Source organism: Pseudomonas sp. URMO17WK12:I6, from assembly GCF_003253625.1.
Taxonomy (GTDB): Bacteria; Pseudomonadota; Gammaproteobacteria; order Pseudomonadales; family Pseudomonadaceae; genus Aquipseudomonas.
The window spans coordinates 92,350-117,646 of record NZ_QKYZ01000005.1 but is presented as its reverse complement, the minus strand read 5'-3'; the positions used below and the strand labels follow the sequence as shown (position 1 = coordinate 117,646).

Below are 25,297 nucleotides of genomic sequence, written 5' to 3'. Positions count from 1 at the left end.
AACGAGACGAAGTGTGGAGTTTAGAGGAACAGGCCGGGGCCGGGGCGACTTCCTTCGGGGAATCTGACGCCCACTTTCCCAATCTTGTTCCCTTCCATGACCGCGACGGTCCAGAGGGTGTTGTTCCACTCCACCTGGTCACCGACGACTGGAGCGCCGCCCACTTTCTGGGCAATGAAGTGGCCGAGGGACATGTTCGGATCGATGCCCTCGACTTTCAATCCGTACAGGGCAGCAACCGCGCCCAGCTGGGCGTCTCCTTCGAGTACGAAGTCGCCGAAGAAGCGCAAATCCAGCCCCCGTTGCGGTGCCTGGCTGAAGAGTTTTCCGAGGGCCGGAAGGTTGTGTTCATGGCCGATCACGCAGAGCAAATCATCGACTTCGAGCACCGTACTACCCGACGGATGGAGCAGTTGCTGGCCACGAAACAGGGCTGCGATACGTGTGCCTTCGGGCATTTTCAGCTCGCGAAGGGGTGAGCCGATGCACCATTTCTCGGCACCGAGGCGATACACGAACAGTTCCCACTCGCTGGTGACATGCACTTCCAGCGCCGATCGGGAGATCGGCAGGGGCTCTGGCGGGACGGTCACTTTTAAAAGCTTGGCGACCCACGGCAGGCTTGTGCCCTGCACCAACAGCGACACCAGCACGATAAAGAACGCCAGATTGAAATACAGTTGAGCATTGGGCAGCCCCGCCATCAGCGGGAACACCGCCAGAATGATCGGTACGGCGCCGCGCAGGCCAACCCAGGAAATGAATGCCTTCTCGCGTCCATGGAACGCCTTGAAAGGCAGCAGGCCAGCCAGCACCGACAGCGGACGGGCAAACAGAATCATCCACAGCGCCAGGCCCAGCGCCGGCAAAGCGATCGGCAGCAGGTCATGGGGCGTGACCAGCAGCCCCAGCACCAGGAACATGCCGATCTGGGCCAGCCAGGCCATGCCGTCGAGCATATGCAAAATACCGTGACGGCTGCGTACCGGGCGGTTGCCGATCACCAGGCCGCACAGGTACACCGCCAAAAAGCCGCTGCCGTGCAGGGCGTTGGTCAGGGCGAACACCACCAGGCCGCCGGCAATTACCAGAATTGGATAAAGGCCGGTGGCCAGGTGGATGCGGTTGACCAGTTGCAACATCAGCCAGCCACCGCCGAGGCCGATGACGCCGCCAATACCGAACTCACGCAGCAAGTGCCCGAGCAGGCTCCAGTGCAGGCCGGTCTGGCCGCTGGCGAGCATGTCGATCAGGGTGACGGTGAGAAATACTGCCATCGGGTCGTTGCTGCCGGATTCGATCTCCAGGCTCGCGGTCACCCGTTCGTTCAGGCCTTTGCCGCCGAGCAGCGAGAACACGGCCGCGGCATCGGTGGAACCGACGATGGCGCCGATCAGCAGGCCTTGAATCAGGTTCAGGTCGAACAACCACGCCGCCGCCATCCCGGTCAGCCCGGTGGTGATCAACACCCCGACCGTGGCCAGCGACAGCGCCGGCCATAACGCCACGCGAAAACTCGCCACCCGGGTGCGCAAGCCGCCGTCGAGCAGGATCACTGCCAGGGCGAGGTTGCCGACCAGATAAGCCGTGGGGTAGTTATCGAAAATAATTCCGGCGCCGTCGACACCGGCCGACATGCCCACCGCAAGGATGATCACCAGAATCGGGATCCCGAGGCGCGATGAAAGTGAGCTCACCAGAATGCTCGCACCTACCAGCAACGCGCCGATCAAGAACAGGCTGTTGATGGTCGTCGCATTCAAGGGCAGTACTCCGGAAGCGTAAAGGCGGGCGCAAACTGACCATGCAGTCCGCGTGCCAGCGATTCTAACCTGTTGAAATGTGATGCTGTCAAAAAGCTTTTGACGGCGATCATCCCCCGTGGCGAGGGGGCTTGCCCCCGTTGGGTCGCGCAGCAACCCCAAAGCCGGCGCTGCGGTGCGCCAGGTTCAACGCGTGGGTCAATTGCGACTGCTTCGCAGCCGAACGGGGGGCAAGCCCCCTCGCCACAGGGGGGAGCCGTTACAGGCTAAACCGCCCAACCATGTTGTTCAGGTCCAGCGCCAGGCGCGACAGTTCGTTGCTGGCCGCACTCGTCTGGTTGGCACCGGTGGCCGATTGCACCGACAGGTCACGAATGTTCACCAGATTGCGGTCCACTTCACGGGCCACTTGCGCCTGCTCTTCGGCCGCGCTGGCGATCACCAGGTTGCGCTCGTTGATTTCGACGATGGCGCTGTTGATGGTGTCCAGCGACAGGCCGGCACCGCGCGCGATGTTCAAGGTCGACTCGGCGCGCTCGGTGCTGTTGCGCATCGAGTCCACGGCGTGTTCGGTGCCGCTCTGGATGCTGCCGATCATGCGTTCGATCTCGCTGGTCGACTGCTGGGTGCGATGGGCCAGGGCCCGCACTTCATCGGCAACCACCGCAAAACCACGACCGGCTTCACCGGCACGGGCCGCTTCGATGGCGGCGTTCAGCGCCAGCAGGTTGGTCTGGTCGGCCAGGCCGCGAATCACGTCCAGCACTTTGCCGATGTCTCGCGACTCGTTGGCCAGATCGCCGATCAGGGTGGCGGTGCTCTGCACATCGGCGCTCATGCGTTCGATGGCGCTGACGGTCTCCTGTACCAGATCACGACCGTCTCCCGCCGAGGTGGTGGCGTTTTTCGAGGCTTCGGAAGTGCTCACGGCATTGCGCGCGACTTCTTCCACGGCGCTGGTCATTTCGTTGACGGCGGTGGCGGCCTGTTCGATTTCGTTGTTCTGCTGGGTCAGGCCGCGGGCGCTTTCGTCGGTGACACTGTTGAGCTCTTCCGCGGCGGATGCCAGTTGCGTGGCTGAACCGGAAATCCGTTGCAGGGTGTCGCGCAGTTTGTCCTGCATCTTCTCCATGGCGGCCAATAGACGACCGGCTTCGTCTGCACCGTCAACCGTGATCGGGCGCGTCAGGTTGCCTTCGGCGATTTCTTCGGCGGCGCTCAGGGCGTTGGCGATCGGCTTGGTGATGCTGTTGGTCAGCAGCCAGGCGAACAGCAGAGTCAGGCCAGTGGCGATGACCAGCAGGGTCACCACCAGGTTGAAGGCCGAAGAGTACTGGTCGGCGGCTTGCTGGTTGGTGTCGATGGTCTGCTGAGTGTTGATCTCCAGCAAACGGTTGAGCGCGGCGTTGGTGGCTTCAACGTTGTTCAGTAAATCGGTGTTGAGCAGCGTGCGCAGTTCGTCGACCTGATTGTTGCGCGACAGGCTCTTCATCCGATCTTCGATCTGGCGGTACTGACCCAGCAGTTGCACATACTGATCATAGGCTGCACGTTCCTGCGGGCTGGCGATCAACTTTTCGTAGCTCGTCTGCGCCGCTCGGATCTGCTGGTTACGGGTTTCCAGCAGCTCGATGGTTTTCTGCTGGACGTCCGGCTCACGATTCACCAACAGGCGATAAGACAGCACACGCAGGCGCAGGGTTATCTGAGTGAGTTCGTCGAGGCTTTTGATGCTCGGTACGCTGTTCGAGGTGATCTCTTCGGCGGCGCTGCGAATCTTGCTCATCTGGTTCAGGGCGAACACACCCAGGATCAGCATCATGGCGCCAATCAGGGTGAAACCGAGGAACGCCCGCGGTGCGATATTCATATTTCTTAGGGACATGGTGTTCACCGAAAAAAGCGCCTCCGTGCGAGGCTGAGACTGTTGTATGGATGACTTATCGGTCATACGACTAAAGTCTTGAGTCGCTGCGCGTATTTGTCGCAGAAGGGCCGCGACGACGAAGTGCAGGAACCAGAACCGCCAATCACAGTCTTTAAAGTTCGCGAGGAAGGTCGACCGCCAGGAAAATCAAGGCCTTGCGCCTGCATACCCCTGGCTTCCACAGTGACTTTTCTTTATCGTACGCGCCCTTTGAAAATGCCCGGAAATCAAAATGTTAGAAGCAACCCTAAGCCAATTGGAACAACTGGTCAGCGACCTGGTGCAACAGAACCAGGCGCTGCTCGGCACCAATCAATCCCTGAGTGCGGAGCTGGCCCAGGTCAAGGATGAAAACGAAAGCTTGCAACTGAGCCTGATGGAACAGGAAGAGAAACAAGGCGCCACCGTTGCACGCATTCAGGCCTTGGTTGAGCGCGTCAGCGCCGGCCCTGTCAGCGCATGAGTTACGGCGCCGCAGGGGTAAAAGTCGTCTCGATTCTGGGTGAAGACTATTCAATCAAGGCGCCGGCCGGGGAAGAGCAGACCCTGCTGGACGCCGCCTTAATGTTGAAGGCCGCTCTGGCCGAGACCAAAAAGAAATACCCGGCACTGATCGGTGACCGCTTGCTGGTGCTGGCGGCGATGAATCTGTGCTCGCAGCAGATCGAAATGCAAAAGCGTCACCAGCAGGAACTCGACCGTTACCAAGAGCAAGTCAGCGCCACGGTTGAAGTGATCGCCAAGACGATCAATCAGGCCTGAGCGGCTTTGCGCACAACCAAAGAATAAATTGTCGATTTAGTTGTATACAATCGGCATGGCTGTTGCAGTGTTTCAGCCTCTTATTCTTTGGGGGTGCTCCATGCAGTTCTGGCGACGCAGTATTCAATGGCAGTTGATCCTGAGCATGGGCACCGCCCTGCTGGTCAGTATTCTGATCGTGGTTGGCATTTATACCCTCGTGGTCAACCGCCTCGCCCAGCGCTATCTGGTCGAGCAGGCGTTACCGTCGAGCATCGAAGCGATGCGCAACGACATCGAGCGCATCCTCGTTCAACCCCTCACCGCCGCCAAGGACATCGCCAGTAACAGCATGGTGCGCGACTGGTTGGCCGGAGGCGAAAACACTGCCCAGGCCGCTGCTTTCGTCAGTTACCTGGAAGGCATCCGCGCTGAGCACAAAGCCTTTACCGCGCTGATCATCGGTGCCGCTTCAAACCATTACTTCACCGAAAAAGGCCTGGACCGCACACTCGGCCGCTCCAATCCCAATGACGCCTGGTTCTATTCGTTCCTCGACAGTAATCAACCGCGCACCCTCAATATCGACCATGACACCGCCACCGGTGAGTTGGCGCTGTTCATCGACCTCAAAGTCGAGCAGGCCGGCAAAGTCGTGGGCGTGGCCGGGCTGGGCCTGAGCATGAAAGAACTGTCGGAGCTGATCCACAACTTCAACTTTGGTGAGCGCGGCAAGGTCTATCTCGTGCGCTCCGACGGTTTGATCCAGGTTCATCCCGAGGCGCAGTTCAGCGGCAAACGTACGCTGGTCGAACAGATCGGCACCTCGGCGGCGCAAGCGGTGATGACCTCCACCGTGTCTGGCAGCAGCAGTTTTGCCCGCGATGGCGAAGAGTTTCTGGCCTTGAGCCTGCCGCTGCGTGATCTGGGCTGGACCCTGGTGGCCGAAGTGCCGCAGTCGCAGATCTACGCCGAAGCTCGCCGGGCGATGTGGATGAGCGGCGGCATTGGTCTGGCGGTGGCGTTGGTTTGTCTTTTATTGGTGGTGTTGCTGGCTCGTGGATTGGTGCGACCGATTCGTCAGGTAACAGCGGCGTTGGTTGCCATCGGTAGCGGTGGTGGAGATTTGACCCACCGGTTAGATTCCAGCCGCGCCGATGAGCTGGGTGACCTGGCTCGCGGCTTTAATCGGTTCCTGGAAAGTCAGCGCGAGATGATCGGCGAAGTGCTGGCCACCAGTGAGCGTTTACGCACGGCGGTCGGCCAGGTGGCGCGGGTGGTGGACAACACCGCTGAGCGTTCCGGACGTCAGCAGGAAATGACCGACATGGTTGCCACCGCCGTTCATGAGATGGGCCTGACCGTGCAGGAAATCGCCCAGAACGCTGGCAACGCGGCGGTCGCTTCGCAAACCGCGCGGGATGAAGCGCTGCAGGCGCGGGAAGTGGTGGGTGGGTCGATTCGGCATATAGAAAGTATGTCCGATGAAATTGGCGTCGCCGCCGGAGCGGTGGGTGAGTTGGCCCAGCAGGTGGCGTCGATCGATCAAGTGTTGGCGGTGATTCGCGGGATTTCCGAGCAGACCAATCTGCTGGCGCTCAACGCCGCCATCGAAGCGGCGCGGGCCGGGGACATGGGGCGCGGCTTTGCGGTAGTGGCCGATGAAGTGCGGACCCTGGCGCGGCGGACTCAGTCGTCCACCGACGAAATTCAACAGATGATCGGCAGCCTCAAGCAGGGCGCGGAAAATGCGGTGTCTTCAATGCACGCCGGGCAAGCGGCGACCGGCACAGGGGTTGAGTCGAGCCAACGCACCGGGGCGTCGTTGACGGCGATTACCGGGCAGGTCGAGCGCATCAGCGACATGAACCATCAGGTGGCCACAGCGACTGAAGAGCAATCGGCGGTGACGGAAGAGATCAACCGCAACGTGCAGGGGATTTCCGATTTGGCGCGGGCGACGGCGGGTGAGGTCAGGGCTTGTCGTGAAGACTGTCAGACGTTGCAGCGCCTGGCCGATGATTTGGCGCGGCAGATGGGTGGGTTCAAGTTGAGCTAACTGATCATTCCCACGCTCTGCGTGGGAATGCAGCCCGGGACGCTCCGCGTCCCTTCCGCGGCCGTGACGCAGAGCGTGGGAACGATCGGTGTCAGCGGGTCAGAACCATTCATCCTGCATGCTCAGACACACATCATCCCGCGCCTCAAGAATCGCCAGTTCATGGTGGCAACCCGGCACTTCCCACGTCAGGAAATACCGCGCCGCCTGTAGCTTGCCTTTATAGAAGCTCACATCCACCGCATTACCCTTGGCCAACCCTTCCTCGGCACGAATCGCCTGTTCCAGCCAGCGCCAGCCGATCACCGTATGACCGAACACTTTCAGGTACAGCGCCGAGTTCGCCAGGCTGCTGTTGACCTTGCCCTGGGCCAGATCAGTCAGCAGGCCGATGGTCACGGTTTGCAGGCGAGCCACCAGTTTTTCCAGCGGTTCACGCAATGGAGTCAGCGACTCATGCGCCTGCGCCCGCTCAGCGGTGTCGGCGATCAGGCGGATCAGTTGCTTGAGCCCCGCGCCACCGTTCTGCGCCAGTTTGCGCCCCAGCAAGTCCAGCGACTGAATGCCGTGGGTGCCTTCATGGATCGGGTTCAGGCGGTTGTCGCGGTAATACTGCTCCACCGGATACTCGCGGGTGTAGCCGTGACCGCCGAGAATCTGGATCGCCAGTTCGTTGGCCTTCAGGCAAAACTCCGACGGCCAGGATTTGACGATTGGCGTCAGCAAATCCAATAGCTCGTGGGCCTGTTTACGCTCGGCTTCGCCTTCAAGCGTCGTGGTGTCGTCGAACAGTCGCGCCGCATACAAACCGAGGTCGAATGCGCCTTCGACGTAGGCTTTCTGGGTCAGCAGCATGCGTTTGACGTCGGCGTGCTGAATGATTGCCACCGGTGCGGTGGTCGGATCCTTGCTGTCCGGCACCCGACCTTGCGGACGCTCGCGGGCGTATTCGAGGGAATACAGATACCCGGCGTAACCCAGCATCACCGCGCCCATGCCGACGCCGATCCGCGCCTCGTTCATCATCTGGAACATGTAGCTCAAGCCATGGTGCGGCTTGCCCACCAGATAGCCGACGCACTCGCCGTTATCGCCGAAGTTCAGCGCAGTGGAGGTGGTGCCGCGCCAGCCCATCTTGTGGAACAGCCCGGCCAGCAGCACATCGTTGCGCTTGCCGAGACTGCCGTCATCGTTGACCAAAAACTTGGGCACGATAAACAGCGAGATCCCCTTCACCCCGGCCGGCGCGTCCGGCAACTTGGCCAGCACCATGTGCACGATGTTTTCCGACAGCGGGTGATCGCCACCGGAGATGAAGATCTTGTTGCCCTTGAGTCGATAGGTGCCGTCGGACGCCGGCTCGGCGCGGGTACGAATATCCGACAGTGACGAGCCGGCGTGGGGCTCGGTCAGTGCCATGGTGCCGAAGAAGCGACCGTCGATCATCGGTTGCAGAAAACGCTGCTTCTGCTCATCGGTGCCGAAGCTTTCAATCAGGTTGGCCGCGCCCATGGTCAGGAACGGGTAGGAGGTCGACGCCGCATTGGCCGATTGAAAGTGCGCGAAGCAAGCCTGGGACAGCAATGTAGGAAGTTGCATGCCGCCGGCATCGAAACTGCGCGCGGCGTTGAGGAAACCGGCTTCGAGGAAGGCATCCACCGCCGGTTTCACTTCCGGAATCAGAATCGCCTGACCGTCCTCATAGCGCGGCTCGTTCTCATCGCCCTTGCGGTTGTGCGGGGCGAAGAACTTCTCGGCGATGTTGCGGGCAGTGCCGATGGCGGCATTGAAGGTCTCGCGATTGTGCTCGGCGAAACGCTCACGTTGGGTCAGGCCCTCGGCATCAAGGACTTCATACAGCTCGAAAGCCAGATTGCGGGAACTGAGCAACGTCTCGGACATGGCGGCCTACCTTTAATTGGGATGGACCGAGTCTAGGCGTGGGAATAGAGGCTGAACAGGATGATTGATAACGGTGATGGAGAGGCCAAAAAAATGGGCGCCGACGAGGGCGCCCATTTTTATGTTGCTGACGGATGATCGTTCCCACGCAGAGCGTGGGAACGATCACGAGGGAGTTAACCGATGGTCATCAGACTGGCGTTACCGCCCGCCGCGGCGGTGTTTACGCTCAACGCCCGTTCGATCACCAGGCGCTCCAGCGCAATGTTGGTTTCACCCTGGGACAAACCATGAACCCCGACAATCGCCCCCGCCCGCTTGGCCACTTGCTGGCACACCGCGCGCAGCTGATCGGAATGGCCATGATGCAGGACGGCATCAACCACCACTTCGTCCTTGGTCCAGTCGGCCACCCGCTTGATCCGTGCCTGCACTTCTTTCGGCAGACGTGCGAACAAGGCCTTGCCCGGTTCCGCGTCCGGCCACACCGCCGAGCCGCCGACGGCCAATACCGCCGCCAGTTGAGTCAGCAGATCGCCTTCGACGTCCGCCAGGCACAGTACGTGTTCGCGCGGCAGGATGGCGTAGCTGTTGCGCTCGCCGGTCGGGCCGGCCAGCACGCGGGTGATCCCGCTTTGCGATTGCGCCGCGAACTGCACGCACAGGGCGCTCAGGTCCGTGAGCTTGTTGCTGTCGGCCCAGGCTTGCAGCGCGGTCAGCGGTTTGCTCATGGCATCACGCAGACGCACATCCGGCGCTGCGATAGCGTCGCCGCGAGCGAAGGATTGTACGATCGCATCGGTAGGACGCGTCGACAGCAGGCGGTACAGGTACAGAGGACCACCGGCTTTCGGACCGGTACCCGACAGGCCTTCGCCACCGAATGGCTGCACGCCGACCACGGCACCGACGATGTTGCGGTTGACGTAGACGTTACCGGCGTTGACGTTGTCGATCACCTTGGCGATGGTTTCGTCGATGCGAGTGTGCACGCCGAGGGTCAGGCCGTAGCCGGATGCGTTGATCTGGCCGATCAGTTGGTCGATGTCTTTGCGCTTGTAGCGCACCACGTGCAGCACCGGGCCAAAGATCTCCCGTTGCAGCTCGTCGAAGCTTTCCAGCTCGATCAGGGTCGGCATCACGAAGGTGCCGCGTTTGACTTCTTCGCTGTTGGCGATCGCCACCTGGTACACGTTGCGACCTTTGTCGCGCATGGCCTGGATGTGTTTCTCGATGCCGGCCTTGGCTTCGGCGTCGATCACCGGGCCAATGTCCACGGACAGGCGCTCCGGGTTACCGAGACGGCATTCCGCCATGGCGCCCTTGAGCATTTCGATGACACGATCAGCGGAATCTTCCTGCAAGCACAGCACCCGCAGCGCCGAGCAGCGTTGACCGGCGCTGTCGAACGCCGACGACACCACGTCGATGACGACTTGTTCGGTCAGTGCCGAGGAGTCGACGATCATCGCGTTCTGGCCGCCGGTTTCGGCGATCAGCGGGATCGGACGGCCCTGAGCATCCAGGCGACCGGCGATGTTGCGTTGCAGCAGGCGCGCGACTTCGGTGGAGCCGGTGAACATCACGCCTTTGACCCGATCGTCGCCGACCAGACGGGCGCCGACGGTTTCGCCACGGCCCGGCAGTAGTTGCAGCACGCCTTCCGGAATCCCGGCTTCGAGCAGCAGGCGCACGGCTTGAGCGGCGACCAGCGGGGTTTGCTCGGCAGGCTTGGCCAGTACCGGGTTACCGGCGGCCAAAGCAGCAGCCACTTGGCCACTGAAGATTGCCAGCGGGAAGTTCCACGGGCTGATGCACACCACCGGGCCCAGTGGGCGGTGGGCGTCGTTGGTGAAATCGTTGCGTGCCTGCACCGCGTAATAACGCAGGAAGTCCACGGCTTCACGCACTTCGGCGATGGCGTTGGCGAACGTCTTGCCGGCTTCGCGAGCCAACAGGCCCATCAGCGGCTGGATCTCGCCTTCCATCAAATCGGCGGCACGTTCCAGGATCGCGGCGCGTTCGGCCGGCGGCGTGGCCTGCCAGATCGGTGCAGCATTCAAGGCGCATTGGATCGCGTTGTCGACGTCTTCGACGGTGGCTTCCTGCACATGGCCCACCACGTCACGCAGATCGGAAGGGTTCAGGACTGGCGCAGGGCTTTCAGTGCTGGAGGCGCAACCGAGCATCGGCGCGGCTTTCCAGTTGTTGTGCGCGGTGGCCAGCAGGGCGCACGACAGGGATGCCAAACGGTGTTCGTTGGCCATGTCGATGCCACTGGAGTTGGCGCGCTCGGCACCGTACAGGTCACGTGGCAGCGGGATGCGCGGGTGCGGCAGGCCGAAACCGCCTTCCAGCGTCGCCATCTGCTCGATGCTGGCCACCGGATCGGCCACCAGTTCCTGAATCGAAATCGACTGGTCGGCAATGCGGTTAACGAATGAGGTGTTCGCGCCGTTTTCCAGCAGACGACGCACCAGATACGCCAGTAGGGTTTCGTGGGTGCCGACCGGAGCGTACACGCGGCACGGACGGTTCAGCTTGCCTTCGGAGACTTTGCCTACAACCTGTTCGTAAAGCGGTTCACCCATGCCATGCAGGCACTGGAACTCGTACTGGCCGGGGTAATAGTTCTGGCCAGCGATGTGGTAAATGGCCGACAGCGTGTGGGCGTTGTGCGTGGCGAACTGCGGGTAGATGACTTCCGGCACCGACAGCAGTTTGCGCGCGCAGGCGATGTAGGACACGTCGGTGTACACCTTGCGGGTGTACACCGGATAGCCTTCCAGGCCTTCGACCTGGGCGCGTTTGATTTCGCTGTCCCAGTACGCGCCTTTCACCAGGCGGATCATCAGGCGATGACGGCTGCGGCGAGCCAGGTCGATCACATAGTCGATCACATAAGGGCAGCGCTTCTGGTAAGCCTGGATCACGAAGCCGATACCGTTCCAGCCGGTCAGTTGCGGCTCGAAGCACAGGCGCTCCAGCAGATCCAGCGACAACTCGAGGCGGTCGGCTTCTTCGGCGTCGATGTTCAGGCCGATATCGTATTGCTTGGCCAGCAGGGTCAGCGACAGCAGGCGCGGGTACAGCTCGTCCATCACGCGCTCGTACTGGGCGCGGCTGTAGCGCGGGTGCAAGGCGGACAGCTTGATCGAAATGCCCGGGCCTTCGTAAATCCCACGACCGTGGGAGGCTTTGCCGATCGCATGGATGGCTTGTTCGTACGAGGCCAGGTACTTCTGGGCGTCATGTTCGGTGAGGGCGGCTTCACCCAGCATGTCGTAGGAATAGCGGAAGCCTTTGGCTTCGAACTTGCTGGCGTTGGCCAGGGCTTCGGCGATGGTTTCGCCGGTGACGAACTGCTCGCCCATCAGGCGCATGGCCATGTCGACGCCCTTGCGGATCATCGGCTCGCCGCTCTTGCCGATGATGCGGCTCAGGGAGGAGGTCAGTCCGGCTTCATTGTGGGTGGCGACCAGTTTGCCGGTCAGCAACAGGCCCCAAGTGGCGGCGTTGACGAACAGCGACGGGCTGTTGCCCAGGTGTGGCTGCCAGTTGCCGGTGCTGATCTTGTCGCGGATCAGTGCGTCGCGGGTGCCTTTGTCCGGGATGCGCAGCAGCGCTTCGGCCAGGCACATCAGCGCCACGCCTTCCTGGGACGACAGGGAAAATTCCTGCAACAGGCCCTGAACAATCCCGGCACGGCCGCCGGCGCTCTTCTGATTGCGCAGTTTCTCGGCAATCGAGGCGGCGAGCTTGTTGGTGGCCTCGGCCATCGGTGCCGGCAGGCGCGCCTGCTCGATCAGCATCGGCACCACTTCGGGTTCCGGGCGACGGTAGGCGGCGGTGATCGAAGCGCGCAGTACCGATTGCGGCAGGATGCTTTCGGCGAATTCCAGGAAGCACTGGTGTGCGTGATCGACGTGGACCTCGCCGGCCTCGTCAACTTCCTTGCCGTTCAAACCATTCAGCTCGGACAGGGTTGCACCACCCTCGAGTTTTTCCAGGTAATTGAAAATTGCCTGCTTGATCAGCCAGTGCGGCGTGCGATCAATCGAGGTCGCGGCGGCCTTGAGGCGTTCGCGGGTCGGGTCGTCAAGTTTGACCCCAAGGGTGGTGGTAGCCATATTTTTATCCTCATGTTTGCCACGACCGCGTGGCATCAGCTGACGGCAAGATTAGCTGTGCGCTGGTTGAGGTGCAACCGGGTGCAACCCTTTTTTTGCCGGAATAATAAGCAGCTCGTCAGGAAATAAATTCTGGTACACCCGGACCGCTCCTGCTTGGTGCTTTTACTTCTAGCGCAATCCGGAAAACGCCCTAAAAAGGAGCAAAAACCGACTGTTTTCAGGTAAATCCGATTAGGTGCAACTTATTCGAACGAAACTGGTTGCACCTTATTTGCATTGTTGAATAGCATTCGCGGCCAAGGTGCAACCGGTCAAAAAATCGGAGCACCGGCTGATGGCTTTCCTGGGGAAACATCAGTCATAAATGCGCGGGCCCCCGAATCGTCTGTCAAACGTCATCGTTTGCGAGCGGTTCACCAGCCGCCGCTACATAAAAACAATGCCAGGGCGTAACTCAATGAGCGTAAGCAATCCAACCCTGATCACGTTCGTGATCTACATCGCAGCAATGGTGCTGATCGGCTTCATGGCCTATCGCTCCACCAACAACCTTTCTGACTACATTCTGGGCGGCCGTAGCCTGGGCAGCGTCGTGACCGCACTCTCTGCCGGTGCTTCCGACATGAGCGGCTGGTTGTTGATGGGCCTGCCGGGCGCTATCTACATGTCCGGTCTTTCCGAAAGCTGGATCGCCATCGGCCTGATCGTCGGTGCTTACCTGAACTGGCTGTTCGTCGCCGGCCGTCTGCGTGTGCAGACCGAGCACAACGGCGATGCGCTGACCCTGCCGGACTACTTCTCCAGCCGTTTCGAAGATAAAAGCGGCCTGCTGCGGATCATCTCCGCGGTCGTGATCCTGGTGTTCTTCACCATCTACTGCGCTTCCGGCATCGTGGCCGGTGCCCGTCTGTTCGAAAGCACCTTCGGCATGTCCTACGAGACCGCGCTGTGGGCCGGTGCTGCGGCGACGATTGCCTACACCTTCGTTGGTGGTTTCCTGGCAGTGAGCTGGACCGACACCGTACAAGCCACGTTGATGATCTTCGCCCTGTTGCTGACGCCGATCATCGTGCTGCTGGCCACTGGCGGCATCGACACCACGTTCCTGGCCATTGAAGCGCAAGACCCAAGCAACTTCGACATGCTGAAAAACACCACCTTCATCGGCGTGATTTCGCTGATGGGCTGGGGTCTTGGCTACTTCGGCCAGCCGCACATCCTGGCGCGTTTCATGGCGGCGGATTCGGTCAAGTCGATCGCCAACGCTCGTCGCATCTCCATGACCTGGATGATCCTGTGCCTGGGCGGCACCGTCGCCGTAGGTTTCTTCGGCATTGCTTACTTCTCGGCAAACCCAGCCCTGGCCTTGCCGGTGAGCGAAAACCACGAGCGTGTGTTCATCGAACTGGCAAAAATCCTGTTCAATCCATGGGTTGCCGGTGTGTTGCTGTCGGCCATTCTGGCGGCGGTGATGAGTACCCTGAGCTGCCAACTGCTGGTGTGCTCGAGCGCCCTGACCGAAGATTTCTACAAAACCTTCCTGCGTAAAAGTGCTTCCCAGGTTGAGCTGGTCTGGGTCGGCCGTGCCATGGTGCTGCTGGTTGCGCTGATCGCTATCGCTCTGGCGGCTAACCCGCAAAACCGTGTACTGGGCCTGGTCAGCTACGCCTGGGCAGGTTTCGGTGCTGCATTCGGTCCAGTTGTCCTGATCTCCGTGATCTGGAAAAACATGACCCGCAACGGCGCACTGGCCGGCATCCTGGTCGGCGCGACCACTGTGATCGTCTGGAAACACTTCGAACTGCTGGGCCTGTACGAAATCATCCCTGGTTTCATCTTCGCCAGCCTGGCGATCTACATCGTCAGCAAAATGGGCGCACCGACCAGCGGCATGCTTTCGCGCTTCGCTGCAGCCGAAAAGGATTTCCGCCTGAACCAGTGAGGGGGATGAGCTGATGCTCTGACCTTTCGCCGAACATGAAAACGGCCCGCTTCCTTTTGGAGGCGGGCCGTTTTTTTTGCGCTCCCACATTTGTTTGGTGGTGCTTCTGACAGGAATGTCTGTAGTGCTTTATCCAGTTTTTTGAAGGAAAAATCCCTAAAAAAGCAGGGTAAATCTGATTTCCTTGTCCCTCCATCAACACCCCTTGTCGCTCATGCAGAATCGCCCGCCTTCATTCTGCAGAGACACATCGGATGTTCGCGCCTGCCAATCAACCGCGTTTCACGTTGACCCTCGACGGCGTCCAGAATGAGCTCAAGGTGCTTGAGTTCACGGGCAAGGAAGCCATCAGCCAACCCTACCGTTTTGACCTGGAACTGGTCAGCGAGCGACCCGACATAGAGCTCGAAAGCCTGCTGCATCGTCAGGCGTTTCTGAGTTTCGATGCGCAAGGTTCCGGTATTCATGGTCAGATCTTTCGCGTCGGCCAAAGCGATTCCGGGCACCGTCTGACGGGTTACCAGATCAGTCTCGTACCGCGTCTGGCGTATCTCGACCGGCGTATCAATCAGCGGATCTTCCAGCACAAAAGTGTGCCGACGATCGTCACGCAAATCCTCAAGGACCACGGCATCCAGCGCGACGCCTTCGAGTTCCGGCTCGGCAGTGACTACCCCGATCGCGAGTACTGCGTGCAATACGCTGAAAGCGATCTGGCGTTCATCCAGCGCCTGTGTGCCGAGGTCGGCATTCACTATCACTTCCAGCACAGCCCCGACGGGCACCTGTTGGTGTTCGGCGATGATCAGACGGTTTTCCCCCGTCTGCCCGAACCGACGCTGTACCTGCCGGGCAGCGGGATGGCTGCGGATGCGCCGGCGATCAAGCGTTTCAATGTACGGCTGGAAACCCGGACCACCGCAGTCACCCGTCGCGACTACGACTTCCAGAAACCGCGTTTGCAACTCGAAAGCCGCCTCGACAGCGAACAGCGGCCGGCGCTGGAGGACTACCACTTTCCCGGTCAATTCACCGACCGTGAACACGGCAAACACCTGACTCAGCGAGCGCTGGAGCGGCACAGCGCGGATTACCGTCAGGCCGAAGGTCGCGGCGATGAATCCGCATTGGTCAGCGGGCATTTCCTATACCTGGCCGAACACCCGCGTCAGGCGTGGAATGACCTGTGGTTGATCACCGAAATAGAACACCGCGGCCGTCAACCGCAGGTACTGGAGGAGTCAGCCACCAGCGACAGCCCGGATGATTTCCAGGGCTATCGCAATACGTTTCTGGCGACGCCGTGGGACGTTTCTTTTCGCCCACCGCTGGGCCCGGAAAAGCCACGGATGCTCGGCTATCAACCCGGCGTAATCACCGGCCCGACGGACAGCGAAATCCATTGCGACGAGTACGGTCGGGTCAAGGTTCAGCTCGCCTGGGACCGTGACGGTCAGCTCAACGAACACTCCAGTTGTTGGCTTCGCGTCGCCACTGGCTGGGCTCATGACCGTTACGGCAGCGTGATGATTCCGCGCGTCGGCATGGAAGTGCTGGTGGGGTTTATCGATGCCGATGCCGACAAGCCACTGGTGGTGGGCTGCCTGCCCAACGCCGCGACGCCTGTGCCCCTCGATCTGCCGGCGGACAAGACCCGCAGCATTTTCCGCAGCCAAAGCAGTCCCGGTGGCGGCGGTTACAACGAATTGCGCATCGAGGATCGCAAAGGGGCCGAGGAAATCTACCTGCGCGCCCAGCGCAACTGGACTCAGCACGTCCTCAACGATCAACAGGTGCAGGTTGATAACCAGCGCAGCATCGTCGTCACCGGCACCGCCCGCCATGAGTTGAAGGCCGACGAAAAACGCATCACCCATGGCCAGCGCCAGACCGAAGTGCGGTTGGACGATCACCTGGTGGTGGTCGGCGACCGGCACATTCGCGTGAGCAATCAAGCCCTCAATGCCAGTCAGCAATTCCACGTCAGCGCCGGCCAACAAGTGGTCATCGACGGCGGCGCCAGCGCGACCATTCAGGCGGGCGGGCAGTGGATCAACATCGGCCCCGGCGGGATTTTCAGCAGCGTGCCGATTCAGGTCGGTGGGGCACCGATGGCGGCCATGGCTTCCGCGCCGAGCTTGCCGGATGTGCCGTTGAAGCTTGCGGCGGCCCCGGCGGCGCTGCTCAGTGCCGCGCAGATTCTCAGCCTGCAAAGCGACGCGCCGTTCTGCGAAGAGTGTGAGCGCTGCAAGGGCGGTGTCTGTGCTGCCTGATGTTTTGTCGCCTCGCGCCTGGCTGGAGCGCCAGCCACTGCAACCGTCGGAGCAACTGTTCGCGATTTTCAGCAGCGCCAGTGCCGCTGAGCCGTTCAAAACCTGGCAACGCTCGATCACTGCACAAGCGCCGAGCCCGATCTGGGCCGGCACTGTCTACGCCGAGTGGGAAGCGGTGATGCCCTATGTCGGAATCGTCACCGCTGACAGTGAGTTTCTGGATTGGGTCGCCGTCACTGAGTCCCGCGATTGGGGTTGGCTGGCGGTGTCTTGCGCCACTCAAGAGGCGTTGGTCGAGCATTTGCGCAGCCTCACACACGTTCTGATGCCCAACGGCAACGCGGTGTTTTTCCGCTATTGGGATGGGCGCTATGTGCTGCCGATTCTGCAGTCTGCCGAGGTTAACGCTGCGCAACTGATGCCGGTGATCGGGCGTTGCCTGATCAATGGTCAGCCACTGGATATCGGTGGTAGTGCGCTGAAAACCGCCAGGGATTTCCCCTGGTGGGAAGTATCTGAATCGCTGCTCAACCACCTCGCCACCAAGTCCGCGACAACGCATATCAACAACCTGCTGAAGTGGTTGAGCGAGGACCGCCCTGATCTTTATGAGGCGTTCTCCGAAAGCGTGTTGCGGCACAAAGTCGCGAGCTTTCTTGAGATGCCAGACCTGCCTCAAGCGCCGAAATCAGCGTTGGTGGATTACCTGATGACGGAGCTGGACTGATGGATCAGATCGTACGGATCGAGCAGGAGCTCGACGGTTTCAAAGACACACTGGTCTTGTATCGCCAACAGCTTGGCAAATTCTTGAGCCGGAATGCGGACAGGGTCAGCCGGGCGATGGACATGCCTTCGCTGTTGGACATGGAGCGGGTGATAAAACTCGGCAATACCACGACTGCGGTGAGCAGTGGCGACGATGATTTTATCTCGGGTCTTGCGCAGTGTCCGGCTAGTGGAATTCTGCAGATCGAGAGCAAGTTCGAATCGGTCTACGACATTCCGTTGGGGAGCATTCAGGTCGATGTGATTGCCAATGATGGCGGCGAAAGTACACCTGTCACACTCGATGAAAACGGTCAGGGGCAGTTCAAAGGCACGCCCGGCAAGTTCTACCGCGTTCATGTCCACACTGAAGTCACCCCGACTCAAATCGATGATCTTTTCTCCTCCTACGACGGCCTGACCCAGGAGCTGGAAAGCTGGCTGCGCAAGGAATGGGAAGGGTTCAAGCCGCAGTGGTCGCAGCAATCGGCATCCGCTTCGTTGGCGACGGTGGGCAATGGAACGCTCGCGGGAGGTTGGGCGGCGATTCAGGCGGTTTGGGATGGCATGGGTGAACTCGCCGATATCCTGAAAGACCCCAACGCCTATGCCGAGAAGCTGGGTGAAAGCGCCGGCAGACTTGCCGATCTGGCCGTAACTGCTCCAGACAAGATGGAAAAGGCCATGTTGCTGGCCAGCGACGAGGCGGCGCTGTGCTTGCTGATGCGCACCGCGACCTTGTGGCTGGAAGCATTGCCACCTTCGCAACTGGCCGGGTCTTCGGCTGAAGCGATTTCCAAGGTCGTGGTTGGCTTGGTCATCGACCTGTTGATTGGTTTGGTACTGAGTGTGGTCGGGGTTGGCATTGCCTGGCTGACCGTGCGCCTGGCCAAGTACAGCGCACAGATTTTTCAGGCCGCCATGGGCTTCGTGAAGTCGATGGTTGCGATCATCAACAACTTCATGGAGTACGTTGATCGCTACAAAAAGGTCGCCGCGCGCGGTGTTGCGGCGGGCCTGAAAAAAGGCCGGATGCAACTGCGCTGGGATGCCAAACGCAACACCACGCTCAAGCAAAACGAACACCACGACGATTCCCCGGATCAGGCGAAAAACCCCAACGGCGACAGCGCCGACTCAGTCGACAAAACCGCGACCAACCAATGCCCGGTGTCGATGGTCACCGGCGAAGAACTGCTGACCCTCACCGACGGTGCGCTGGACGGCCTCCTGCCGTTTGACTTCACCCGGCTCTACCGCACCAGCGCCGCCGAGATCGACTGCGGCCTCGGCTTTGGCTGGAGCCATTCGCTCGCCCATCGGCTGGAAATCGACGGCGACCAGGTCATCTGGATCGACCACGAAAACCGCCGCACCACGTTTCCATTGCCGAGCAGCGAACGCCCGGCGATCCACAACAGCCTGTCGCGCGCGGCAATTTACCTGGGCAATGACCCCGAAGAACTGATCCTCGCCCAGGCCGGTGGCGACACGCGGTTCTACCACTTTCACAATGGTCGGCTGACGGCGATCAGCGACGCCTACGACAACCGCTTGCGCATCACCCGCGATCGTCAGGAGCGCATCCAGCGCGTCGACAACGGCGCCGGTCGTGCCTTGCTGTTGCGCTACGACCGTGCCCACCTGATCGCTGTCGACTACCAAAGTTTTCGCCAGGCCCAGATCCTCGCCGAGGCCTGGCACACCGAACAAACCTTGGTCAGTTACCACTACGACGAACGCGATCAACTGATCGAAGCGAGCAACGCCGCCGGCGAAAGCGAGCGTTACGACTACGACGATCAACATGTGATCCTGCAGCGGCAACTGGCCGGCGGCGCGAGTTTCTTCTGGGAGTGGGAACGGTCCGGCAAGTCGGCGCGCTGCGTACGGCATTGGGCGTCGTTTGCGCAGATGGACACGCGCTATGTCTGGGATGACCAGGGCCGCGTCACCGTCCGGAACATCGATGGCAGCGAAGAGGTTTACGTCCACGACGACCGGGCGCGGCTGGTGCGCCGGGTTGGGCTGGATGGCGGCGAACAGCTCAAGGCCTACGACGAGCAGGGCCGAATGGTGGCCGAGCAGGATCCGTTGGGGGCCGTCACCGAATACCGTTACGACGACGTCGGACGCTTGGTGGCGCTGATTCCACCGCAAGACGAACCGACGGCCTACGAGTATCGCAACGGTTTCCTGCATGCGCGCTATCGCGGTCAGGCGGTGTGGAAATACCAGCGCAATGCCCAGGGTGATGTCACCGAGGCGACCGATCCCGACGGTCAGGTCACCCATTACCACTACGACCCTCAGGGCCGGTTGCTGTCGGTCCGCTACCCGGACACCAGTCGGCATGTCTTTGTCTGGAATGCCTTGGGTCAGTTGCTTGAGGAAACACTGCCAGATGGTGGGCAGCGAACGTTTTCCTACGATGCGCTGGGACGGCAGACGACTCGTCAGGACGAACACGGTGCGCTCACCCAGTATCAATGGGACGCCGTCGGCCGACTGATCCAGACGACATTGCCTACCGGGGCCTCCCGGGCGTTCAGTTACAACGCCTACGGCAAGATCACCGCTGAACGCGACGAACTGGGCCGCGTCACCCGCTACGAATACGTCGACGATCTGCACCTGGTCAGCCGCCGGATCAACCCCGACGGCACCCAGCTCCAGTACCGCTACGACAACGCGCAGCTGCTGCTCACGGAAATCGAGAATGAATCCGGCGAAACATATCGGCTGGACTACACACCCGGCGGATTGATCCGACAGGAAACCGGTTTCGACGGCCGCCGCACCGCCTACGTCTACGACCTCAACGGCCATCTGCTGGAGAAAACCGAATTCGGCGATGACGGCTCGCAGCTGGTTACCGGGTACGAGCGGGATGCGGAAGGACGGCTGTTAGTCAAAACCTTGCCCGACGGCATCCAGGTCGAATACCGCTACGACAGCCTCGGTCGATTGGTCAGCGTCGACGACGGCCACGACCATCCGCTGGAATTCGAATACGACCAGCAGGACCGGCTGATCACCGAGCATCAGGGCTGGGGCACGCTGCGTTATGCCTACGACGCCTGCGGCCAACTTAACCGCCTGCGCCTGCCGGATGGCAGCAAGCTCGACTACCACCACGCCAAGGGTGGTGCGCTGACGGCTATCGACCTTAATGGCACACGTCTTACAAACCACACGTACAAATCCGGTCGAGAACTACAGCGCCAGCAAGGCCTGCTGCTCAGCGAATATGCCTACGACGAACAGGGCCGGCTAAAGGCCCACGCCGTCAGTCAACAGCAAAAAAGCCTGTACCGCCGCGACTATGCCTACAGCCTCAACGGCAATCTCGACCACATCGCCGACACCCGCCACGGCCAGCGCAGTTACCAGTACGACCCGCTGAACCGGCTGACCCGCGTCCGCCACACCCGCGACGACCCACCGGAAAGCTTCGCCCACGACCCCGCCGGCAACCTGCTGATGCAGGACCGCCCCGGCCCGACGACCGTCAAAGGCAATCGCCTGCTGATGCAAGGCGACCGCCATTACGACTACGACGCCTTCGGCAACCTGATCCGCGAACGCCGTGGCACCGCGCAGAAACTCGTCACCGAATACCGCTACGACTGCCAGCATCGGCTGATCGGTGTCACCACCCCGGACGGTCGTTGCTCAAATTACCGCTACGACGCCTTCGGCCGTCGTATCGCCAAAACCGTTGACGGCCACACCACCGAATTCTTCTGGCAAGGCGACAGCCTCGTCGCCGAAAGCGGCCGCGAGCATTACCGCAGCTACGTCTACGAACCCGGCAGCTTCCGCCCGCTGGCCATGCTCGACGGCAAAGGCCCGAAAAAGGCCTGCCCGTTCTACTACCAGCTCGATCACCTGGGCACACCGCAGGAACTGACGGATTTCGGTGGCGAGATTGTCTGGTCGGCGAAGTACAACGCCTACGGCAAGGTAACGCATCTGGCACTCGGTGGAGGCGAGCAGCTTGACCAGCCACTGCGTTTCCAGGGGCAGTACTTCGACGCCGAGAGCGGCCTGCACTACAACCGGCATCGGTACTATGATCCAGAGGTGGGTCGGTATCTGACGCCGGATCCGATCAAGTTGGCGGGCGGGCTGAACCAATATCAGTACACGCCGAATCCGACGGGGTGGGTGGATCCGTTGGGGTTGAGCGGGAATTGTCCGCCACCGAATAAGCCAGGGTGTGGGGCGCCGGATGATACGACTGGCGCTAAGGTTGATGAAGGTGAGCCGCCGCTGCCGAAGCTGACAGGTGATCAGCGGAGGGCGCGGATTGATGAGCTGGCGGAGTCGAATGCTTATCGGCGTTTATATGAGATGGAACAGGCCACAGAAGGTGCTCATTTTCTAGAGAAGCATGGCAAGCAGACCAGCTTGGAGTCTCAACGTCAGCGGGTGATGACGGGAAGGAACCCCACAACTGGCGTTATTGAAAGGTACACACACGGAAGGAAGGCTGGTCAGCCCAAAATCCCTAGTGCCGCAACACGTTTTATTAGCTATAGAGATCAGTTGAACGTTATTCATCGTGCTCAGCTAATATTCAGGCGAAATGGTCACGCGGCATCTAAGGAGCCAATGAATATGGGTAAGAAAATTGGTGAAGGATACAAGCGAGGCGGATTGGAGTATGGGGAGCAAACAGATGCGGTTGCCATATTGAATGGAGCTGGTGCTCCAATAACTACTTATGCGGATTTTTGAAAATGAAGCGTCCCCCAAAGCTTTCAATTTTGCGCGGCCTGCTTTTTCTATTTGATATCGACAATGTAGATAGCGATGAAAGAGAAGAGGTCATAGTATCTAAGGATGTTAATAATGAGGGGGAGCTCGCTGAGCTGTTCGACATACTTATGAGGCCTGAGTTCGTTTCCTATAGTGCTAGTGATCGCGAGTGGTATATCGATACGTTAACTTATTATTTGGGGGTTGGTGAGAGCTTTGATTCGATCTTCGATAAGATAACTACTTACTTTGATGATGAGGTTGAGGATCGGCGGAAATTTATGCAGGTTCTTTTGGAGTGTTTGTTGCGATATCAAGCTGAAATTGTAAAGCTCTAATGTTGGGTCTTGTTGATATAAATCTTAGGCGAACGTTATTGGGTTGATAATCTGTCATGCTTTTGGCGGAATTTCTGGGCAAGGTCGTCGGAAGTTTCCTTCAACTCGTATCGGTTTCCATGAACTGGTGCGAAATGATTTCCATCGATAGTCTTTGGTGGTCACTGAAAATTCAGTGGCGGGGTGTAGGAACCCTTCAAAGTCGTTGGAAATGTATTAGCGTTGAAGCTTGGTTTGCGGCCGTTAACGTGCGTCCGTAATATCAGTTGCGGCGGTTGTGCGCGGGCACGCTTCGGCGTGGTCGAGTTTTCCAAAGGCCTCGATATTCCTACCCCGCGCATAGCTGCCACCCCAGCCTGTAGGAAGGCTGATGGCAGTTCCTGTTTACTGCCTCTGGAACTTGAAAATGAAAAATCTTCACCCCGACCCACCCTACGAAAAACCAATTCCCCACCCCAAAAGCCGCTTCATGGCCCTAACCGGCAACTGCACCGACATGCCCACGCTATTCGTCGATACCCACGCGCCGCTGGATATTTTGACCGACACTGCCAGCTACCGAATTCGCGCCGTCACTCAGGTGCTGGAAAACATGTCCATGCGCGGTTCGGTCGAGTGTGAATCTTTCATTCTTAGTGATTTTGCCTTGCTCTGTGCCATTTCATTGCGCGATGGGTGTGATGTGCTGGATGTGGTGGGGCGGCGGTTGCGGGCGTGGCCTTCGGAATAACGTCGAGTGGCTTTTGTGGCGAGGGAGCTTGCTCCCGTTGGGCTGCGTAGCAGCCCCAAAACCTGCAATCCCGTTTTGTCAGCTGTACCGAGTGGCTTGGTTTGGCGACTGCTTCGCAGTCGAGCGGGAGCAAGCTCCCTCGCCACAGGTTATGGGGTGGTCTGGATATTTTGGGGCTGCTTTGCAGCCCAACGGGGGCAAGCCCCCTCGCCACAGGGTTTATGGATTGGCGCGGTATTGGGGTTGTACTTGCCCGCTCAGCCGCGAACCCCTGACGTCCTGCGCCGTACAGGGTAAACTTCCCGGCCTTCGCAGGAGCAGCCATGAATTATCGTCACGCCTTCCATGCCGGCAATCACGCCGATGTGTTCAAACACCTGACTTTGACCCGCCTCATCGCCTTGATGTCGCGCAAGGAGCAGCCGTTTGCTTATCTCGACACTCACGCCGGCATCGGCCTGTATGACCTGCAGGGCGATCAGGCCAGTCGTACCGGTGAGTACCTGGAAGGCATCGCGCGGTTGTGGGATCAGCCGGATTTGCCAGCGCTGACCGCCGATTACATGAAGGTGTTGCACGAGATGAACCCGGATGGCCAGTTGCGCTATTACCCGGGGTCGCCGGAGTTGGCGCGGCGTTTGACCCGGCCGCAGGATCGCGTGTTGCTCAATGAGAAGCACCCGGAAGACGGTGTGCTGCTCAAGGACAACATGAAGGGCGATCGTCGGGTGAAGGTTCACCTGGGCGAAGGCTGGCATGTGCCGCGTGCGTTGTTGCCGGTGCCGGAGAAGCGGGCGGTGATGTTGATCGATCCGCCGTTCGAACAGCTTGATGAGATGCAGCGTTGTGCGGCGTCGTTGAAAGAGGCGATTGGCCGTATGCGCCAGACGGTGGCGGCGATCTGGTATCCGGTGAAGGATCAGCGGGCGTTGCGGCGCTTCTATCAGGATCTGGCCGGAACGGGTGCGCCTAAGTTGCTGCGGGTGGAGTTGTTGGTGCATCCGCTGGATACGCCGAACAGCCTGAACGGTTCGGGGTTGGCGATTGCCAATCCGCCGTGGGGGCTGGAGGAAGAGTTGCGTGAGTTGCTGCCGTGGTTGTCCAAGAAGTTGGGGCAGACCCAGGGTGGCTGGCAGATGGATTGGTTGATCGCCGAGAGCTGATCAGTTGCATGTGTTGCGTCTAATCGGACGCCTTCGCGGGCAAGCCTCGCTCCTGCAGGTCGGTGTGACCGTAGGAGCGAGGCTTGCCCGCGAAGCTTTTCAGCGTCCGAAATTTAGATCGGGCACGTCACGCCAGTACCGCCAATCCCGCAATACCCCTCAGGATTCTTGGCCAGGTACTGCTGGTGATACGCCTCGGCGTAGTAGAACGTCGGGGCTTCGTCGATTTCAGTGGTGATGATGCCTTTGCCAGCTTTGGTCAGTTCCGCCTGGAACACTTTCGCGCTGTTCTTCGCTGCTTCCAGTTGTTCCGGTTTGGTGCAGTAGATCACCGAGCGGTACTGGGTGCCGATGTCGTTGCCCTGGCGCATGCCCTGAGTCGGGTTGTGCAGTTCCCAGAACATTTTCAGTAGCTGTTCGTAGCTGACTTTTTCCGGCTCATAGACCACGAGCACCACTTCGGTGTGCCCGGTCAGGCCCGAGCAGACTTCTTCGTAGGTCGGGTTCGGCGTGAAGCCGCCGGCATAACCGACCGAGGTGCTGAACACGCCTTCGCGCTGCCAGAATTTGCGTTCCGCGCCCCAGAAGCAACCCAGGCCGAAGATTGCGAATTCTACGTTGCCCGGAAACGGACCCAGCAGCGGGTTGCCGTTGACGAAGTGTTTCTCCGGAACCTTGATCGGGGTTTCGCGGCCAGGCAGAGCTTGTTCTTTAGTCGGGAGCACGTTTTTGTTCACCAGAATTTCCGAGCGCAGAACCATGATCAGTCCTCTCAGTCAGGTTGAGATGTAAAT

Annotated in this window: 15 protein-coding genes and 2 pseudogenes; 11 read left to right on the top strand and 6 right to left on the bottom strand. The window is 60.0% G+C overall.

Features of this window, described 5'->3' with window-relative positions:
• Positions 1-20: 20 nt before the first annotated feature.
• The 3 genes and pseudogenes from F475_RS11010 to F475_RS31035 all read right to left on the bottom strand — a co-directional run.
• The gene (locus tag F475_RS11010; RefSeq protein WP_018928579.1) at positions 21-1,763 is read right to left on the bottom strand and encodes a potassium/proton antiporter; all 1,743 of its coding nucleotides are present in this window, start codon (positions 1,761-1,763) and stop codon (positions 21-23) included.
• A gap of 259 nt (positions 1,764-2,022) precedes the next feature.
• The gene (locus F475_RS31040; RefSeq protein ID WP_370741086.1) at positions 2,023-2,886 is read right to left on the bottom strand and encodes a methyl-accepting chemotaxis protein; all 864 of its coding nucleotides are present in this window, start codon (positions 2,884-2,886) and stop codon (positions 2,023-2,025) included.
• A pseudogene (locus F475_RS31035) lies at positions 2,878-3,633 on the bottom strand (MCP four helix bundle domain-containing protein); the annotation flags it as partial. The gene F475_RS31040 and the pseudogene F475_RS31035, both read right to left, overlap by 9 nt.
• Before the next feature lie 289 nt (positions 3,634-3,922).
• Between F475_RS31035 and F475_RS11000 the strand changes: the two are divergent.
• The 4 genes and pseudogenes from F475_RS11000 to F475_RS31025 all read left to right on the top strand — a co-directional run bounded on the left by F475_RS11000 (position 3,923) and on the right by F475_RS31025 (position 6,490).
• Positions 3,923-4,153, top strand: coding sequence for a hypothetical protein (locus tag F475_RS11000; protein ID WP_018928577.1), 231 nt, complete (start codon positions 3,923-3,925; stop codon positions 4,151-4,153).
• The gene (locus tag F475_RS10995) at positions 4,150-4,452 is read left to right on the top strand and encodes a cell division protein ZapA (protein WP_007936757.1); all 303 of its coding nucleotides are present in this window, start codon (positions 4,150-4,152) and stop codon (positions 4,450-4,452) included. Before F475_RS11000 ends, F475_RS10995 begins: the two co-directional genes overlap by 4 nt.
• A 55-nt stretch (positions 4,453-4,507) precedes the next feature.
• Positions 4,508-5,626, top strand: a pseudogene (locus F475_RS31030) (cache domain-containing protein); the annotation flags it as partial.
• An 18-nt stretch (positions 5,627-5,644) separates the two neighbouring features.
• Positions 5,645-6,490: a methyl-accepting chemotaxis protein gene (locus tag F475_RS31025; RefSeq protein ID WP_371924305.1), complete on the top strand. Its 846-nt coding sequence runs from the start codon at positions 5,645-5,647 to the stop codon at positions 6,488-6,490.
• Positions 6,491-6,589: 99 nt separating this feature from the next.
• On the opposite strand, the gene F475_RS10985 is transcribed toward F475_RS31025, so the two are convergent.
• Positions 6,590-8,392 (bottom strand): acyl-CoA dehydrogenase, encoded by a 1,803-nt coding sequence (locus F475_RS10985; protein WP_111453908.1) that lies wholly within the window; start codon positions 8,390-8,392, stop codon positions 6,590-6,592.
• Positions 8,393-8,568: 176 nt separating this feature from the next.
• Positions 8,569-12,522, bottom strand: a complete 3,954-nt coding sequence (gene putA, locus F475_RS10980; RefSeq protein WP_111453907.1) for a trifunctional transcriptional regulator/proline dehydrogenase/L-glutamate gamma-semialdehyde dehydrogenase — start codon at positions 12,520-12,522, stop codon at positions 8,569-8,571.
• Positions 12,523-12,982: 460 nt separating this feature from the next.
• Between putA and putP the strand changes: the two genes are divergently transcribed.
• From putP to F475_RS10945, 7 genes are all read left to right on the top strand, one after another.
• On the top strand, positions 12,983-14,467 hold the full coding sequence (gene putP / locus F475_RS10975; protein ID WP_018928573.1) for a sodium/proline symporter PutP: 1,485 nt from the start codon (positions 12,983-12,985) through the stop codon (positions 14,465-14,467).
• 254 nt (positions 14,468-14,721) lie between these two features.
• Positions 14,722-16,740: a type VI secretion system tip protein VgrG gene (locus F475_RS10970; protein ID WP_111453906.1), complete on the top strand. Its 2,019-nt coding sequence runs from the start codon at positions 14,722-14,724 to the stop codon at positions 16,738-16,740.
• Positions 16,730-17,467: a DUF4123 domain-containing protein gene (locus F475_RS10965; protein WP_111453905.1), complete on the top strand. Its 738-nt coding sequence runs from the start codon at positions 16,730-16,732 to the stop codon at positions 17,465-17,467. The genes F475_RS10970 and F475_RS10965 overlap by 11 nt, the downstream gene beginning before the upstream one ends.
• Positions 17,467-22,251, top strand: coding sequence for an RHS repeat-associated core domain-containing protein (locus F475_RS10960; RefSeq protein WP_111453904.1), 4,785 nt, complete (start codon positions 17,467-17,469; stop codon positions 22,249-22,251). Before F475_RS10965 ends, F475_RS10960 begins: the two co-directional genes overlap by 1 nt.
• Before the next feature lie 2 nt (positions 22,252-22,253).
• The gene (locus F475_RS10955) at positions 22,254-22,610 is read left to right on the top strand and encodes a hypothetical protein (protein WP_028940182.1); all 357 of its coding nucleotides are present in this window, start codon (positions 22,254-22,256) and stop codon (positions 22,608-22,610) included.
• A gap of 406 nt (positions 22,611-23,016) precedes the next feature.
• Positions 23,017-23,340, top strand: coding sequence for a hypothetical protein (locus F475_RS10950; protein WP_111453903.1), 324 nt, complete (start codon positions 23,017-23,019; stop codon positions 23,338-23,340).
• Positions 23,341-23,663: 323 nt separating this feature from the next.
• Positions 23,664-24,503, top strand: a complete 840-nt coding sequence (locus F475_RS10945; RefSeq protein WP_018928567.1) for a 23S rRNA (adenine(2030)-N(6))-methyltransferase RlmJ — start codon at positions 23,664-23,666, stop codon at positions 24,501-24,503.
• A gap of 113 nt (positions 24,504-24,616) precedes the next feature.
• Here the strand turns inward: F475_RS10945 and msrA are convergent, their stop codons facing one another.
• On the bottom strand, positions 24,617-25,264 hold the full coding sequence (msrA, locus tag F475_RS10940) for a peptide-methionine (S)-S-oxide reductase MsrA (RefSeq protein ID WP_018928566.1): 648 nt from the start codon (positions 25,262-25,264) through the stop codon (positions 24,617-24,619).
• Between the last annotated feature and the right edge of the window lie 33 nt (positions 25,265-25,297).

What these genes read in the sequence shown, in the direction of transcription:
- F475_RS31040 (WP_370741086.1), bottom strand. Translation starts at nt 2,886, where the DNA reads ATGCAGGACAAACTGCGCGACACCCTGCAACGGATTTCCGGTTCAGCC.
- F475_RS11000 (WP_018928577.1), top strand. Translation starts at nt 3,923, where the DNA reads ATGTTAGAAGCAACCCTAAGCCAATTGGAACAACTGGTCAGCGACCTG.
- F475_RS10995 (WP_007936757.1), top strand. Translation starts at nt 4,150, where the DNA reads ATGAGTTACGGCGCCGCAGGGGTAAAAGTCGTCTCGATTCTGGGTGAA.
- F475_RS31025 (WP_371924305.1), top strand. Translation starts at nt 5,645, where the DNA reads ATGATCGGCGAAGTGCTGGCCACCAGTGAGCGTTTACGCACGGCGGTC.
- F475_RS10985 (WP_111453908.1), bottom strand. Translation starts at nt 8,392, where the DNA reads ATGTCCGAGACGTTGCTCAGTTCCCGCAATCTGGCTTTCGAGCTGTAT.
- putA (WP_111453907.1), bottom strand. Translation starts at nt 12,522, where the DNA reads ATGGCTACCACCACCCTTGGGGTCAAACTTGACGACCCGACCCGCGAA.
- putP (WP_018928573.1), top strand. Translation starts at nt 12,983, where the DNA reads ATGAGCGTAAGCAATCCAACCCTGATCACGTTCGTGATCTACATCGCA.
- F475_RS10970 (WP_111453906.1), top strand. Translation starts at nt 14,722, where the DNA reads ATGTTCGCGCCTGCCAATCAACCGCGTTTCACGTTGACCCTCGACGGC.
- F475_RS10960 (WP_111453904.1), top strand. Translation starts at nt 17,467, where the DNA reads ATGGATCAGATCGTACGGATCGAGCAGGAGCTCGACGGTTTCAAAGAC.
- F475_RS10955 (WP_028940182.1), top strand. Translation starts at nt 22,254, where the DNA reads ATGAAGCGTCCCCCAAAGCTTTCAATTTTGCGCGGCCTGCTTTTTCTA.
- F475_RS10950 (WP_111453903.1), top strand. Translation starts at nt 23,017, where the DNA reads ATGAAAAATCTTCACCCCGACCCACCCTACGAAAAACCAATTCCCCAC.
- F475_RS10945 (WP_018928567.1), top strand. Translation starts at nt 23,664, where the DNA reads ATGAATTATCGTCACGCCTTCCATGCCGGCAATCACGCCGATGTGTTC.
- msrA (WP_018928566.1), bottom strand. Translation starts at nt 25,264, where the DNA reads ATGGTTCTGCGCTCGGAAATTCTGGTGAACAAAAACGTGCTCCCGACT.